13 protein-coding genes are annotated in these 15,020 nt (G+C 37.0%); 8 read left to right on the top strand and 5 right to left on the bottom strand.

Annotation, left to right across the window (positions count from 1 at the left end; genetic code table 11):
- Positions 1–158 precede the first annotated feature (158 nt).
- From ACP3T3_RS02470 to ACP3T3_RS02445, 6 genes are all read left to right on the top strand, one after another.
- Positions 159–3,005: a heavy metal translocating P-type ATPase gene (locus tag ACP3T3_RS02470; protein ID WP_426478350.1), complete on the top strand. Its 2,847-nt coding sequence runs from the start codon at positions 159–161 to the stop codon at positions 3,003–3,005.
- Positions 3,006–3,010: 5 nt separating this feature from the next.
- Positions 3,011–3,739 carry a DUF72 domain-containing protein gene (locus ACP3T3_RS02465; RefSeq protein ID WP_426478349.1) on the top strand — a complete coding sequence of 243 codons (729 nt, stop codon included), beginning with the start codon at positions 3,011–3,013 and terminating at the stop codon, positions 3,737–3,739.
- 296 nt (positions 3,740–4,035) lie between these two features.
- Positions 4,036–4,902 carry a polysaccharide deacetylase family protein gene (locus ACP3T3_RS02460; RefSeq protein ID WP_426478348.1) on the top strand — a complete coding sequence of 289 codons (867 nt, stop codon included), beginning with the start codon at positions 4,036–4,038 and terminating at the stop codon, positions 4,900–4,902.
- 74 nt (positions 4,903–4,976) lie between these two features.
- Complete coding sequence (locus ACP3T3_RS02455; RefSeq protein WP_426478347.1) at positions 4,977–5,636, top strand: YggS family pyridoxal phosphate-dependent enzyme; 660 nt, start codon at positions 4,977–4,979, stop codon at positions 5,634–5,636.
- Positions 5,637–5,692: 56 nt separating this feature from the next.
- Positions 5,693–6,877 carry a sigma-54-dependent transcriptional regulator gene (locus ACP3T3_RS02450; RefSeq protein WP_426478346.1) on the top strand — a complete coding sequence of 395 codons (1,185 nt, stop codon included), beginning with the start codon at positions 5,693–5,695 and terminating at the stop codon, positions 6,875–6,877.
- 101 nt (positions 6,878–6,978) lie between these two features.
- Entirely contained in the window at positions 6,979–8,340 is a 1,362-nt protein-coding gene (locus ACP3T3_RS02445; RefSeq protein ID WP_426478345.1) for an MATE family efflux transporter, read from the top strand.
- A 125-nt stretch (positions 8,341–8,465) separates the two neighbouring features.
- On the opposite strand, the gene ACP3T3_RS02440 is transcribed toward ACP3T3_RS02445, so the two are convergent.
- A complete protein-coding gene (locus ACP3T3_RS02440; protein ID WP_426478344.1) occupies positions 8,466–8,969 on the bottom strand; it encodes an N-acetyltransferase family protein in 504 nt (167 codons plus the stop codon).
- A gap of 157 nt (positions 8,970–9,126) precedes the next feature.
- Complete coding sequence (locus ACP3T3_RS02435) at positions 9,127–9,690, bottom strand: Crp/Fnr family transcriptional regulator (RefSeq protein ID WP_426478343.1); 564 nt, start codon at positions 9,688–9,690, stop codon at positions 9,127–9,129.
- Between the two features lie 76 nt (positions 9,691–9,766).
- On the opposite strand from ACP3T3_RS02435, the gene ACP3T3_RS02430 reads away from it, so the two are divergent.
- Positions 9,767–10,456 (top strand): HAD family hydrolase, encoded by a 690-nt coding sequence (locus ACP3T3_RS02430; RefSeq protein ID WP_426478342.1) that lies wholly within the window; start codon positions 9,767–9,769, stop codon positions 10,454–10,456.
- Positions 10,457–10,557: 101 nt separating this feature from the next.
- Here ACP3T3_RS02430 and ACP3T3_RS02425 read toward each other — a convergent pair whose 3' ends face one another.
- A complete protein-coding gene (locus ACP3T3_RS02425) occupies positions 10,558–12,960 on the bottom strand; it encodes a prolyl oligopeptidase family serine peptidase (protein WP_426478341.1) in 2,403 nt (800 codons plus the stop codon).
- A 119-nt stretch (positions 12,961–13,079) separates the two neighbouring features.
- On the opposite strand from ACP3T3_RS02425, the gene ACP3T3_RS02420 reads away from it, so the two are divergent.
- Positions 13,080–13,229 carry a bacteriocin-like protein gene (locus tag ACP3T3_RS02420; protein ID WP_426478340.1) on the top strand — a complete coding sequence of 50 codons (150 nt, stop codon included), beginning with the start codon at positions 13,080–13,082 and terminating at the stop codon, positions 13,227–13,229.
- Positions 13,230–13,291: 62 nt separating this feature from the next.
- On the opposite strand, the gene ACP3T3_RS02415 is transcribed toward ACP3T3_RS02420, so the two are convergent.
- Together ACP3T3_RS02415 and era are read right to left on the bottom strand one after the other, a co-directional pair.
- Positions 13,292–13,720: a DoxX family protein gene (locus tag ACP3T3_RS02415; protein WP_426478339.1), complete on the bottom strand. Its 429-nt coding sequence runs from the start codon at positions 13,718–13,720 to the stop codon at positions 13,292–13,294.
- A gap of 66 nt (positions 13,721–13,786) precedes the next feature.
- Positions 13,787–14,662: a GTPase Era gene (gene era, locus ACP3T3_RS02410; RefSeq protein WP_184553200.1), complete on the bottom strand. Its 876-nt coding sequence runs from the start codon at positions 14,660–14,662 to the stop codon at positions 13,787–13,789.
- Between the last annotated feature and the right edge of the window lie 358 nt (positions 14,663–15,020).

Here is a 15,020-nt window from a genome sequence, read left to right as displayed (position 1 = left end):
CACACCCTCAAACCCTCAAACCCTCAAACTCTCAAACTCTCACACCCTACAACTCTCCCACTTCTTATACCTCCAACCTAATTTTATAACTATTATCCTTAAATTTATAACAACCTTAGGTTTCCATTTTGGAAATTTGTAGTATAAATTTAAGAATCATGGAACAACAGTATAAAATACTCGGAATGACCTGTTCCGGCTGCCAGAAAAAGATTTCAAATCAACTGAACAGTATTGATGGTGTTCAAGCCGACGTAAATCTCGAAAATAATACCGCAACAATTACCTCTGATCACGAAGTAAAACTTTCAGATTTAAATGATGCTTTGGCAGCAATAGGAAACTACAGACTTGAAGATCCTAATAATCATGAGGCAGCATTTGTAAAACCCCAGGACCGCGTATCTCCGTCTTCAGTATACTATTGTCCGATGGAATGTGAAGGAGATAAAGTATATTTCAAACAGGGAGAAAGATGTCCCGTCTGCAAAATGTACCTGGTCCCCATTGAAGAAAAACTGGCCAAAAATCCTGATCATAAGCCAACCTTTTCCTCAACCAACCTTCCTGAAAATTTTAAAGACAGTATTGGGAAGTATTATTGTCCAATGTTTTGCGAAGGGGATAAAGTATACGATGAAAAAGGAGAATGTCCGGTTTGCCACATGGATCTGGAGCTGATCAATGAAGAGCTTGCACAAAAAGCAGGCTCACATCAACATCATTCTCACTCTCACCATCATCATGACCATCATGAAGCTCCTAAAGTGACCGATGAAATGGCAGGCAGATATTACTGCCCGATGTATTGCGAAGGCGATAAAACCTATGATTCCAATGTAGGGTGCCCTGTATGCGGTATGGATCTTGTAAAATATCCGGAAAAGAAAACCGCAAAATACACCTGCCCCATGCATCCGGAAATCATTCGTGATGAACCGGGAGACTGCCCGATCTGTGGAATGGACCTTGTGAGAATGCCCGACAGTGGTGAAGATGAAGAAGATGAAACCTACAAAATATTAAAAAGAAAGTTCATTACCTCATTGGCATTTACCATTCCTGTTTTCATTCTTTCAATGGGTGGAATGTTCATCAACTTCCCTTTCTCTCATCAGACTCAGGGATTTATTGAGCTTGCCTTAACCCTTCCTGTCATGTTTTATTCCGGATGGTTCTTATTGAAAAGAGGATGGGTTTCCTTTAAAACATGGAACCTTAATATGTTCAGCCTTATTGCTTTGGGTGTAGCTGCTGCATTTATTTTCAGTATTGTTGCTTTGATTTTCCCGGACATTATTCCGCATGAAATCCGCGGCCACAATCATGAAATCCCGTTATATTTCGAGGCAGTCTGTGTGATTTTAACCCTTGTTATTTTAGGCCAGCTGATGGAAGCTGCAGCTCATAAAAAAACAGGAAATGCCATTAAAGAACTCATGAACCTTTCTCCGGATGAAGCCAATCTTATGGTAAATGGTGAAGAAAAAAGAGTCCTGCTTTCACAGGTAAAAATGGGAGATCTGTTAAAAGTAAAGCCTGGTGAAAAAATTCCGGTAGACGGAAAAATCATTGAAGGAAACTCTATCGTAGATGAAAGCATGATTACCGGAGAACCTATTCCTGTTGAAAAAAACACAGATGATAAAGTATCTTCAGGAACCATAAACGGCAATCAGGTATTCATCATGAAAGCGGAAAAAGTAGGTGATGAAACACTGCTTTCACAAATCATTAAAATGGTCAATGAAGCCAGCCGCAGCAAAGCTCCCATCCAGAAGCTTACGGACAAAGTTTCAAAAGTATTTGTTCCTGCAGTCATCCTTATTGCGGTGCTTACTTTTATTCTGTGGCAGTTTTTCGGTCCGGAAGGAAAAAGAAGTTTATTTGCTTTCGTGAATGCTGTAGCAGTGCTGATTGTAGCTTGCCCCTGTGCGCTTGGACTGGCAACCCCAATGTCCTTAATGGTAGGAATTGGAAAAGGCGCTAAAAACGGAATCCTGATCAAAAACGCAGAAGCCCTTGAACAGATGAATAAAGTCAATGTTCTGATCACGGATAAAACCGGAACTTTGACGGAAGGAAAACCTTCGGTAGAATATATTGAAACAATAACCGGAGATCAGAAACAGATTTTACAGCTCGCCTTTTCATTGAACCAAAACTCTGAGCACCCGCTTTCCAATGCCGTTATAAAGAGGGCAAAGGAAGAAAATATAACTGCTGAAAAGGTAGACCGGTTTGAAAACATTTCCGGAAAAGGAGTGAAGGGAAATATTAATGGCAAGACAGCCTATTTGGGGAACGAAAATCTCTTGACCTCGCATCAGATCCGGATTCCGGAAACTTTAAAACAAAAAGCAACAGAGGTACAGTCGAAGGCTCATACGATTTCTTACATTGCACAGGATCAGCAGGTGCTTGGTTTCATAAGCTTTACGGATAAAATAAAAGAAAGCTCTAAAAAAGCGGTGAAGCAGCTGATGAGCGAAGGAATAGATGTAATTATGATGACAGGTGACAATGAGCATACCGCCAAAGCAGTAGCTGATGAATTGGGAATTAAACATTTCAAAGCCGGCTGTCTTCCTGAAGATAAGCTCAACGAGGTAAAAAAACTGCAGCAGGAAGGTAAAATCGTAGCAATGACCGGAGATGGAATCAATGATTCCCCTGCCCTTGCACAATCTGATGTAGGAATTGCGATGGGAACCGGAACAGATGTAGCCATTGAAAGCGCTGAGATTACTTTATTAAAAGGAGACATCCTAGGGGTAGCAAAAGCAAAATTATTAAGTGAAAAGCTTCTTAAAAACATAAAAGAAAACCTGTTCTTTGCTTTCATTTATAATGTACTGGGAGTTCCGGTTGCGGCAGGATTATTGTATCCATTTTTTGGAATTCTGTTATCACCGATGATCGCAGCTGCTGCAATGAGCTTCAGTTCCCTCTCTGTGATTCTGAATTCATTGAGATTAAACTCCGTGGATCTGGATATAAAATAATTATTATGAAAAAAGAAAATCTTTACATAGGGTGTTCGGGATTTTACAATAACGACTGGAAAGGGTCTTTATATCCCGAAGATGCCAAAAGTAAAGATTTTCTTTCTTTATATTCAAGAATATTCAACTCAGTAGAGATCAATTCCACCTTTTATAGAAAGCCTATCTCTAAAACATTGTTGAAGTGGCATGATGAAACACCTGATGAATTCAGGTTTTTTATTAAAATTCCAAAATCCATTACCCATCAAAACCGGCTTGAAAATTCCAGGGAAGAAATTGCTGTATTCTGCGATCATATTCAAACCGGTCTGAAGGATAAGCTTTCCGGGTTTCTATACCAGCTTCCCCCTTCCTTTAAAAATACGGCAGAAAACACAGAACGTATTATCAATAACATAGACCATGCATTTCTGAATGTAATCGAATTCCGGCACAGCTCATGGTGGCAAAAAGAAATCTTTGATCTTTTAAAAAAACATAACATTGTTTTTTCCGGCGTAAGTTTTCCCGGCGACCTTCCGGAAGAGGTGATTACAAACCACCCGGAAATACTTTATTACAGACTTCATGGGAAACCTGTTCTTTACAAATCAGAATACAGTGAAAATTTTTTAAATGAGCTTGCTGAAAAAATTAAAGATAGCCGGCAAACTGCATTTATATTTTTCAATAATACCTGGGGAACAGCAGCTATTAAAAACTCGCTTTATATAAAGAATATTTTAGGATAGCAATCTCATTACTCATTTTTGTCTTTGTTAAGATAAAATAATTCCCAATTAAATGAAGAATATTAAAACCTCAATGAATATAGAGAAAAGCTATCGGTTTCACATTTATAAATGTTAAAATTTAAAGAAAATCAAAACATAAATTTACAATACATTAGGTAATGGAAATCTCCTTTATAATAAAGATCTTAAAATAAACTTAAAAAGAAAAATACCTGCACAAGCTGGCATATAATTTGTTAACTTTTCACTGTTATTTTTAACGATTTTTAACAATTTAAAATTCCATTATATTTATGAGAAAAATTTTTGCGGGAAAGTCAAAAAATATGACTTTTCTCGGGATGGTTGTATTGATGAGTGCAACTTCGGCTTTATTGAACAGCTGTAATTTCAAGAATGAAGTGAATAATGACCCCGTCGTCAGTTCACAGGAACATCCTGCCGCAGAAATAGTCCCAAATATGGACGACGAAAGCGTAGATCCGGATAAAAGAGTGATCTACCTTACATTCGATGACGGCCCCAATCAGGGAACCGAAAATCTTTTAAAAATTCTGGATAAAAGAAATGTGTGCGCAACAGCCTTTCTGGTGGGGAAACATGCATATGGAAGCAAAAAACAGAAATATGATCTGCAGCTTCTTAAGCAAAATCCCCTGATAGAGCTGGCCAATCACAGCTTTACCCATGCCCATAACAAATACACCGATTTTTATAAAAATGCTGACGCTGTAGTGCACGATTTTGATATCGCCAAAGACAGCCTGAAGCTTTCTGATAAAATTGCAAGAACTCCGGGAAGAAATATCTGGAGACTGAACAATATTAATGTAACTGACATTAAAAGCTCCACTGCAGCAGCAGATGGTCTTAAAAAGGCAGGTTACAAAATAATCGGCTGGGACCTTGAATGGAGACCTTCAAAAAAGATGACTTTAAAAGGGAGCCATGAAGCCATGATCAAGAAAGTAGACAGTATTTTCTTAAACGACCTTGAGAAGACTTCAAGACACCTGGTTTTCCTTACCCATGACCAATATCTGAGAGATGCAGATTCTATCAACGAACTGGATATGTTCATTGAAAAACTGCAGAAGAGCAATAAGTTTGTATTCCGGAAAATTTCTCAGTATCCTAAGATCAATGAGGTACTGAATTAATTTTACTGTAGAAAGTACCACGTAAAATGCATTATGGCTGGCAACTGTCAGGGAATTTTCGGAAATTTGCATGTATGAGTATTAAAGAAAATTATAAAGCTATAAAAGATCAGCTGCCATCCAATGTCCAGCTGGTTGCCGTTTCGAAAACACATCCTGCGTCTGCCGTTCAGGAAGTCTATGCGCTGGGACATAAAATTTTCGGGGAGAATAAGGTTCAGGAACTGATGGAGAAATCTCCTCTTCTTCCTCAAGATATTCAATGGCACCTTATTGGTCATTTACAAACCAATAAAGTCAAGTATATCGCTCCTTTTATAGACACCATACAAAGTGTGGATTCTGAAAAACTATTGGCCGAAATCAACAAAGAAGCAGGAAAGAATAACAGAGTCATCAAAGTTCTTTTACAGGTAAAAATTGCTGCGGAAGAAAGTAAGTTCGGGCTTGAAGTTTCAGAGGCTAAAGATCTTTTCCAACAATATACTGAAGGCCATTTTCCTAATGTGGAAATTACAGGTTTAATGGGAATGGCAACATTCACAGATCATGAACAGCAGATCAGAAATGAATTTCTGATTCTGAAGGCACTTTTTGATGAATTAAATCAATTAAAAACACTCAATACCTTATCAATGGGAATGAGTGATGATTTCCCGATAGCCATTGAGTGCGGTGCTAATTCTGTAAGGGTTGGATCTGCCATTTTTGGAAAAAGAGACTATTCAAAATAGAATATTTAGGTATAGTTTTTGCTAATAATTGAAACAAAAAATTTAAATTTGCAACTATGCAAAAAATCCTTATAGTAGAAGACGAAAAAGCAATCTCGGGAGTACTTCACAGTATTCTTTCGGATGAACTAACCGATTATGAATTTGTTATCGCCGAAGACGGCCTTGAAGGTTACAAACAGGTAGAAAAAGAAGATTTCGCACTGGTGATTTCTGATATCAAGATGCCTAAACTTTCCGGAACCGAACTTTTGAAGCAAAGTCTTGCATTAAAACCAGAAACTACTTTTATCATGATCTCAGGCCACGCAGATATTGATTCTGCCGTTTCCTGTTTGAAAGAGGGCGCATATGATTTTATCTCAAAGCCAATTGATATCAACAGACTTATTACAAGTGTGAAAAATGCATTGGTAAAGGAAACCCTGAAAAAAGAAAACAAAAATCTTCAGACTGAAAATAAAACCTTAAAGAAAAAAGTAAGCAAAAAATACCAGATGATCGGTACCTCTCCTGCGCTTCAAAAGATCCAGGATATGATTGAAAAGGTAGCCGTTTCTGACGCCAGAGTACTGATTACAGGACCTAACGGTGCCGGAAAGGAATTGGTTGCCCACGCAATCCATAATCAAAGTGACCGCGCAAGAGGTCCTATGATAGAGGTAAACTGTGCTGCTATTCCATCTGAGCTTATTGAATCTGAGCTTTTCGGGCATGTAAAAGGATCTTTTACCGGTGCTATTAAAGATAAGCAGGGAAAATTTGAGCAGGCTACCGGTGGTACTATCTTCCTTGATGAGATTGGAGATATGAGTCTTATTGCTCAGGCTAAAGTATTGAGAGCCCTTCAGGAAAGCAAAGTTTCTCCTGTAGGTAGTGATAAAGAAATCAAAGTTGACGTAAGAGTAATTGCGGCAACGAATAAGAATATGCAGAAAGAAATTGAGGAAGGGAAATTCAGAGAAGACCTTTACCACAGACTTTCTGTGATTGAAATTTATGTTCCGCCATTGGATGAAAGAAAGGAAGACATCAAATTATTAGTTGAGCATTTTGCAGGTATGATTGCTGATGAGCACGGTACTGCTGTGAAAAAGTTCGACGATAAAGCTATTGATGCTTTAAAAGCTCTTTCCTGGACTGGAAACATCAGAGAATTAAGGAATGTTGTTGAGAGATTGATTATTCTTGGTGGAAACACTGTTTCTGAAGGCGACGTTGCAAGTTTTGTAAGGAAATAATAAGCTATTATTTACCATATTATAAAAATTTGCAGTGTTGCCACTGCAAATTTTTTTTTTTGCCCTATTTAAATTATAAACTATATGAATCTTAAAATATTATGAACTTTTTAAACAAAAAATATACGAAAGAATGCCTGACGCTGGCTCTGCCTGTGATGCTTACCCAGGTGGGACAGGTTTCGGTAAACTTATTCGACAATATTATTGTCGGAAAACTATTGGGTGCCGATGCACTGGCATCTGTATCATTGGGGAATGCTGTATTTTTCTCCATATTTGTATTAGCCCTGGGCTTTTCATTCGCCATCCCGCCGTTGGTTTCGGAAGCACATTCGAAAGAAGATCATGCTACGATCAATTCTGTATTCAGCCACGGTTTTATCATCAATATGTCTGTAGGAGTTATTCTGATGGTCATTCTCCTTTTAGGAATGCCACTCCTCTATCACTCCGGACAGCCTGCCAAGATCATTCCTGATACGGTAAGCTTTTTAAGCATCATGGTAATCAGTATGATTCCGTTTATGGCATTTCAGACGCTTCGTGAAGTTTCTGAAGGATTATCTTACACAATTGGCGTAACGAAAGCAACCATTATTGCCAATATCATCAATATTGCCCTGAACTATGTTTTCATCAAAGGACTTTGGGGAATTCCACCAATGGGAGTAAAAGGATCAGCCTTAGCGACGCTTATTTCCAGAATTTTCATGGTTGTTTTCCTTTATTTTGTATTGCTTAAGGAAAAAAGAACAAGACGTTATATCAAAGATTTTTCTTTAAAGATCCGGGATTTCTCAAAGCAGATGTTTGATAAAATGGTAAGACTGGGATTGCCTACCGCTCTGCAGATGTTCTTTGAAGTTACTGCTTTCGCAGGGGCTGCATTTATCTGCGGACTGATCTCTGCTCACGATATTGCTTCTCACCAGATTGCTTTAAGCATGGCTTCATTTACCTTCAACTTATGTGTTGGATTCAGTGTTGCGTCTACCGTAATGATTGGCAGAAAACTGGGTGAACAAAACTTTGTTGAACTGAGAATAGTAGGAATAAACAACCTGAAAATTGCCTTTATTTTCATGTGTATCTGTGGACTGGTGTTTGTTTTAGGCAGAAATATACTCCCTACTTTCTTCACAAAAAAAGAAGAAGTGGAAGTTATTACCCTGGCAGCAAAACTGATGATTATTGCCGCTTTATTCCAGCTTTCTGACGGGATTCAGGTGACTGCTTTAGGAATGCTGAGAGGGCTGCAGGATGTAAAAATTCCATCAATTTATACTTTCATCGCCTATTGGGTGATTACTATCCCTTTGGGTTATTTCTTCTGTGTTACCCTGGAAATGGGAGCCTTCGGAATGTGGATCGCCCTCGGAATAGGATTGACAATATCCGCAGTTTTCCTGGTGAAACGATTCCTGAATATGTCTGCAAAAAGAATGAAGCAGCATGCATAATATCAAAAAAGCTGTTTCAATATTTGAGACAGCTTTTTTATTCTACATGATTATGCGTATATATTAAACACAAATAGCACAAATTAATTCACAAATAGACACAAAGTATTTATTTTCTACTCAATTTAATCTATCCTCTTTCCTAAAATTTTCAGGCTTCTCTCTACCCCATCCAGAATGGCCACATCAGGAAGACTTCCCCAATCTTCAAATCCAAAGTGCCTGAACAGCTTCAAACTGGGTTCATTATGAAGGAAAATAAGCGCTACCAGATTTTTTACTCCAAATTTTCCGGCGTTATCAATGCAATACTGAAGAATGGTTTTTCCATATCCTTTTCCTCTGCTGCTTTCATTCAGATAAATACTTACTTCTACCGTACCATTGTAGGCAGCCCTTTCATGGAATGAACTGAAACTCACCCATCCGATGATTTGATTGTTAGCGTCTTCCACTACCCAAAGAGGCCTGCTCTCTGGATTGTGTTCTTCAAACCATTTTAGTTTGCTTTCTACAGAGACTTCTTCCATGTCTGCAGTCACCATTCGGGAAGGAATTGTTGAATTATATATAGCTACGATTGTATTTAAATCTGCCAACTCAGCATTTCTGAAATTTAATTTTTCCATGAATAAGATATTCGGCTTATTTTAATACAAAAATACTAAATTTTAAAAACAACCCTTTGAAATTTAATCATCTTATCTAAATTTTAATCTTAAAAATAAATACACCCCCTGAAATAATATTAATATTTATTTTAATTAATTTGAATGTTCAATAAAATTATTTCAAATCTTTTAAAATTCTGTTTAAACTTCTCACCGCAATTCCCAGATAGGCTGCCATATCTTCTTTAGAAATCTGGATATTCTGCTTAGACTGCATTTGCAACAACTGCTTTAAAGTATGTTCTACTGTATATAATTGTTGATAGGACGCTCTGCTGGAAGTATTGATAATCCGCTCCGCAAAAGACTCTAAAAGAAGATTGTTCAGAACAAGATCATTTTTGATCAAAGATTTGAAAGCTGGAATTTTTACCGCATACACCGTTACTTCCGTGAGCGCTTCAATGCTGCACAGACATTTTATATTCTTGATTAGTTCCACTTCACCTATCACTTCCCCCCTTCCCAGAAATTCTACGATATATTCTTTTCCATTTTCTTCAACGAAATAACATTTAGCAATCCCTTCTTTAATCAGCATTACATGGGAAGGTTGGTGATCCTGTACCAAGATTTTATCTCCTGCAGAAAAAGATTTTACTACAATATCATCACTACCGCTCTGCTTTGCATACAGCTCATTAAGATAGTTTAAAAATGTATAATTCGTTCTTAACATATTCAACCGGGACAAATGTCCTTTGCTTACTAATTTTTTATACTGAATTTTGAGGTCAGAAAATTACAAAACAAAAATGAATAATCATATTACCACCATTGCCTTTGACGCTGATGACACCCTTTGGATTAACGAACCTTATTTTCAGGAGATAGAAAAAGAGTTTTGCATGTTATTGGAAAACTATCTTCCACAGCATTCAGTATCTCAGGAATTGTTTAAAACAGAGATGCAGAATCTGCATTTATATGGTTACGGAGTAAAGGGATTTATGCTGTGTATGATCGAAACCATCAGTAGGGTTTCCAATAATACTGCATCACTGGAATTGGTCAATAAAGCCATTCAGTTAGGCCAGGAGCTGCTTCAGAAACCTATTGTACTGTTGGATGGAGTTATAGAAACTCTTGAAAATTTAAAGGGAAAATACAGGCTGGTTGTCGCTACAAAAGGAGACCTTCTGGATCAGGAACGTAAGCTTAAAAATTCAGGATTACAGGACTATTTCCATCATATTGAAATCATGAGTGATAAAAAAGAATATGATTATAAAAAACTTTTGAAACATCTTGACTGTAAACCAGAAAATTTTCTGATGCTGGGAAATTCTATAAAATCAGACGTTTTGCCGGTATTGGAAATCGGTGGTTCTGCAGCTCACATTCCTTATCATGTTACGTGGAGCCACGAACAGCATGATGTTAATCTGGAACATCCGAACTTTATGGAGCTTAAGAGTATTGATGAAATTTTGAAATATCTTTAAAATGTAAACCATTAAGTTTTATGAAGAAAAGAAGATTATTAAGACCTTCGCTTTTAATCAAAAAAAAGAGACTGTTTATGGTAAACAGTCTCTTTTGTTATTTATTTCTTCAAGCATTTTTCAAGGAACTGATCCTGTTCCCATAAAAGGTGAAGGATATTTTCTTTAGCCTGGTATCCGTGTGCTTCTTTGGGAAGAAGAACCATTTTTACCGGAGCACCCAGATTTTTCAATGCCTGGAAGTATCTTTCAGTCTGTAAAGTGAAGGTTCCCGGATTGTTGTCTGCATCCCCGTGAATCAGAAGAAGCGGTGTTTTCATTTTATCAGCATGCATGAACGGAGACATTGTGTTGTAGATCTCAGGAACATCCCAATAGTTTCTCTGCTCGCTCTGGAATCCAAATGGCGTCAAGGTTCTGTTATAGGCTCCACTTCTTGCAATACCACATGCAAAAAGGTCAGAATGCGTCAAAAGGTTGGCCGTCATGAAAGCACCATAAGAATGTCCTCCTACAGCTACTTTTTTTCTGTCGATATACCCCAAATGATCTACTGCATCAATTGCAGCGGCAGCATTGGCTACCAATTGCGGAATGAAAGTATCATTAGGTTCTGTTTTTCCTTCACCGATAATCGGGAAAGCGGCATCATCAAGAACAGCATACCCTTTTGTTGTCCAGTATACAAATGATCCGTAGTATGGAAATGTAAAGTCATTCGGGTTTTGGGTATTCTGTCCTGCAGTATTTTTATCTTTATATTCTGTTGGATATGCCCAAATAAGTAACGGAAGTTTCTCTTTTTTCGCTTTTCTGTCGTAATTGGCAGGAAGATAAAGGGTGCCTGTTAAGGTAACGCCATCATTTCTCTTATACGTAATCACTTCTTTGTAAACGTCTTTGATACTTTCAAAAGGGTTTGCGAAGTTAGTTACGGCTTCTGCTTTATTAGATTTAATATTCTTTTTGAAGTAATTCGGATACTGGCTTGGAGACTGCTGGGTTGTTAAGATTTCGCCTTTTGAAGGATTCAGAATATCTACAATTCCTTCTTTAGCATTTTTAAGGTTGGAAGTATACAGTCTTTTCTTTTTCAATGATTTAACATCCATTTCGTCGATAAACGGATGCTGGCCATCTTTGGTAAAACCTTCTCCAATCAGGTAGGCTTTTCCTCCTTTCATATCTATTACGTATCTTCCGTATTGGTTTTTCGTTGTGTTGAAGTTCCCGGGATCACTGTATACATCCTGAGAATTTCTGTCATCAATAACTTTTGACTCTCCATTATTCAGGTCAATCAGGAAAGATTTTGTATTTCTTGTGTCGTACCAGCCTTCAGAAACAATGGCATAATGATCATTAGTCCAAACTACGTCCTCATATCTCTGTTTTGTTTTGAAGAAAGACTTCGGAGCTGCTGTAAATGGGGCCTCCCAGGTAAATATCTCGTCTCTGTAATCTGCTTGCTTAGACTGATCGCCGCCATCCAAAGCTTCTGCATAGGTAAGAGTAGCGGGAGCATCACTTCTCCATGCCATATCTCTTTTCCCGGTTCTTACAGACGAGAATCCTTTCGGCATTATTTCATTCAAGGGAACATCATTCACTGTTTTCACAGTATTTCCTTTCATATCATATACAACTGTTGTTGATGGAAACCTGTTCAGTGGAACGATATAGGAAAACGGTTTTTTAATCACTGTAGTCATCAGGTAATTCCCATCGGGAGAAAAGCTTAAACCGGCATACATATCCTGGTCTTTCAGTTTCTTAAGATTTCCTGTAAGATCTACATTATAAATTTCTGAAGCAGTAAGGGTTTCAAAGTTTTTTTCATCCTGAGGATTTTTCAAAAGATCCTGATAGGTTCTGTTCTGGGAAACCTTACCATCTGCTGTTGAGACAATCGGGCCTGTAGGGAGATCTTTAGTACCATCTATGAGAGCCGCTCTGTTTTGCGGAAGTGTTCTGATCAGGAAGCTCTGAGAATCATTATACCATACATAAGGCATTCCTAAATTGGCATTCAGATTATCAGCAGTAATTTTTTTGGCAGAAGCCGTTTCCATATCTACAATCCAAAGCTCTACACCTTTATTTGTTGTATTGGTAAAAGCCAGTTTCTTTTCATCCGGAGAAAACGAAACATAGGCAATTTTCGGATTGGAAGGCAGATTTTTTACCTGAATCTCATTTTTATCATTGATTTTTCTGATTTTCAGATTATTTGAGTAGGTCATACTGCTTGAAATATTGGTAACCGGATTGATTCTAAGGCCACCAAGTTTCATTTCATTCTGACTGAGATCCTCCAGGGTTTTGTATGTTGGACGATATGTAAAAACTACCCAGTCTTTTTTGCTGTTCATCAGAACACTGGGAGGTCTTTCATAATCTGCCAGTTTTAAAATTTCAGCAGAAGGTTTCTGGTACGTAATATTTTCCTGTGCATCATAAAAATTGAGAAATGCCAGAAGGCAAATAGTCAGCTTTATCTTCATATAAATTCATTTTCTACGAATGTAGTAAATTTTAAAAGAATTTTAACACTAAAAAATAAGACTCTTTTTAGTGTCATATTTATTTTTTTGTTACATTTAATCTTCCAAATTAAAATAATATGAAAAATTTAAGAAAATTATCAAAAGTACATTTAAAAACAATCAACGGAGGAAGTGCTCCATTATGTGATGCAGGCTATATGGCTTGCAGAGTAAGAGACGAAAACGGAAACCTAATCTGGGAGTGCTTACCTCACTGCAATTATTAAGAACAGAAAAGGCACTTCATTTCTGAAGTGCCTTTCTTATATTTTGTGTTGTTCTTATAAGATTACCAGTCTGAAGCTCTTTTTCTTCTTTCGATCATATGATCTACCGAAAATTTTCCGGCTCCGGTCACCATAAGTAAAAGATAAACGGAAAGGTAGATAAAAGCCATTTCTCTTTTTTCAAAAGGATCTGCACCATGCACTGCAAAAGCAGCTATAATCATGGTAAAAATCAGAAAGCCTAAAGAAATTCTTGTAAAAAGCCCCAGTATAAGAAGTATTGAACATACAAATTCAGCAAAAACAGTAAGAATAAGAGATATCTGTGGCCCCAGTCCCATAAAATCAAAAAACTCGATTTTACCACCTTCCAATAGCATCTGAAGTTTTGGGAAACCATGAGAAAGCATTGCAAAACCAATAAACACTCTCACTGCTAATAAAATAATATCTTTAGCTATTGAGCTTGAATTTGAATTATTATAGTTCATGTACTAAAAAATTTATACTAAGGTAATAAAAATGTTTTAATACAACGGGATTACAGCAATTTTAGTTTATCTGTAACCGAAGTTTTTAAGATCCCTGTCGTTCTTTCTCCAGTCTTTTTTCACTTTTACAAATAAGTTTAAATGAATTTTTTTGGTGAAAAACTTTTCCAGATCTAATCTTGCTTCAGTTCCCACTTTTTTGATGGCTTCTCCTTTGTGCCCGATAATAATTCCTTTCTGAGTATCTCTTTCTACATAAATAATAGAATCTATAAAGATAATTCCTTCTTTCTCTTTGAACTGCTCAGTCACTACTTCTACCGAGTATGGAATTTCCTTGTCATAATTCAAAAGGATTTTCTCACGTATTGCCTCGTTGACAAAGAATCTTTCGGGTTTATCCGTGTACTGATCTTTATCGTAGTAAGGCGGATTTTCAGGAAGCAATGATTTTATTTTAGGTAAAATAACTTCTGTATTGAAAGCATTCAATGCCGAAATAGGCAGAATTTCAGCTTTTGGAATTCTGTTATGCCACTCTTCTACCAATTTTTCAAGGCCTGCCTGATCAGTCTGGTCTACTTTATTTAATAACAGCAGTACAGGTACGGGGATTTTATTCAGCTTATCAATTAAAAATTCTGATGGTTCAGCTTTATCAGTAACGTCTACAATAAACAGGAAAACGTCGGCATCCTGCAAAGAGTCCTTTACAAAATCCATCATTTTTTCCTGCAATCCGTATTTCGGATCCAATACTCCCGGAGTATCAGAAAATACGATCTGAAGGTCATCTTCATTATAAATACCAAAAATTCTGTGGCGGGTTGTCTGAGCTTTCTGCGTCACAATCGCCAGCTTTTCTCCCATTAATTGGTTGAGCAAGGTCGATTTTCCCGCATTGGGCTTTCCAACTATATTTACAAATCCAGCTTTGTGCATAAAAAATAATATTACGAATTGCAAAGTTACTAAAACAAAATTGGTCTTTACGGTTAATCTCAATAATTAAAAGAAAAAAGAGAGTTATATTTTGGAATATAGCAGTATGAAAGGAATTTAAGGAGAACCACTCTTAGATTTAAAATTTGTGAGTTCTATTTATTATGAAAATAATTCCACCACCCCGTCAAAAATTCTTTGAATTTTCGCCACCCCTCCGGAGGAGGGGAATTTTTGCTCTTCCCATTGTAATTTTGATGATAAATAAGTTGAATTCTGATTATATTCATTACAAGATTTCTTATAAAAATTACCGATAATTTTGTATTGCATTGTCTAAAACTGATATTTTTGAATA

This window comes from Chryseobacterium sp. CBSDS_008 (genome assembly GCF_049959325.1).
GTDB lineage: Bacteria > Bacteroidota > Bacteroidia > Flavobacteriales > Weeksellaceae > Chryseobacterium.
The sequence above is the reverse complement of the archived record's forward strand: the minus strand, read 5'-3'. Positions and strand labels throughout refer to the sequence as shown.

Bases quoted from the DNA above. Each gene is read 5' to 3' on its own strand.
- ACP3T3_RS02445 (WP_426478345.1), top strand. From the start codon at position 6,979: ATGAACTTTTTAAACAAAAAATATACGAAAGAATGCCTGACGCTGGCT.
- ACP3T3_RS02465 (WP_426478349.1), top strand. From the start codon at position 3,011: ATGAAAAAAGAAAATCTTTACATAGGGTGTTCGGGATTTTACAATAAC.
- ACP3T3_RS02440 (WP_426478344.1), bottom strand. From the start codon at position 8,969: ATGGAAAAATTAAATTTCAGAAATGCTGAGTTGGCAGATTTAAATACA.
- ACP3T3_RS02470 (WP_426478350.1), top strand. From the start codon at position 159: ATGGAACAACAGTATAAAATACTCGGAATGACCTGTTCCGGCTGCCAG.
- ACP3T3_RS02425 (WP_426478341.1), bottom strand. From the start codon at position 12,960: ATGAAGATAAAGCTGACTATTTGCCTTCTGGCATTTCTCAATTTTTAT.
- ACP3T3_RS02460 (WP_426478348.1), top strand. From the start codon at position 4,036: ATGAGAAAAATTTTTGCGGGAAAGTCAAAAAATATGACTTTTCTCGGG.
- ACP3T3_RS02455 (WP_426478347.1), top strand. From the start codon at position 4,977: ATGAGTATTAAAGAAAATTATAAAGCTATAAAAGATCAGCTGCCATCC.
- ACP3T3_RS02435 (WP_426478343.1), bottom strand. From the start codon at position 9,690: ATGTTAAGAACGAATTATACATTTTTAAACTATCTTAATGAGCTGTAT.
- ACP3T3_RS02420 (WP_426478340.1), top strand. From the start codon at position 13,080: ATGAAAAATTTAAGAAAATTATCAAAAGTACATTTAAAAACAATCAAC.
- era (WP_184553200.1), bottom strand. From the start codon at position 14,662: ATGCACAAAGCTGGATTTGTAAATATAGTTGGAAAGCCCAATGCGGGA.
- ACP3T3_RS02450 (WP_426478346.1), top strand. From the start codon at position 5,693: ATGCAAAAAATCCTTATAGTAGAAGACGAAAAAGCAATCTCGGGAGTA.
- ACP3T3_RS02415 (WP_426478339.1), bottom strand. From the start codon at position 13,720: ATGAACTATAATAATTCAAATTCAAGCTCAATAGCTAAAGATATTATT.
- ACP3T3_RS02430 (WP_426478342.1), top strand. From the start codon at position 9,767: ATGAATAATCATATTACCACCATTGCCTTTGACGCTGATGACACCCTT.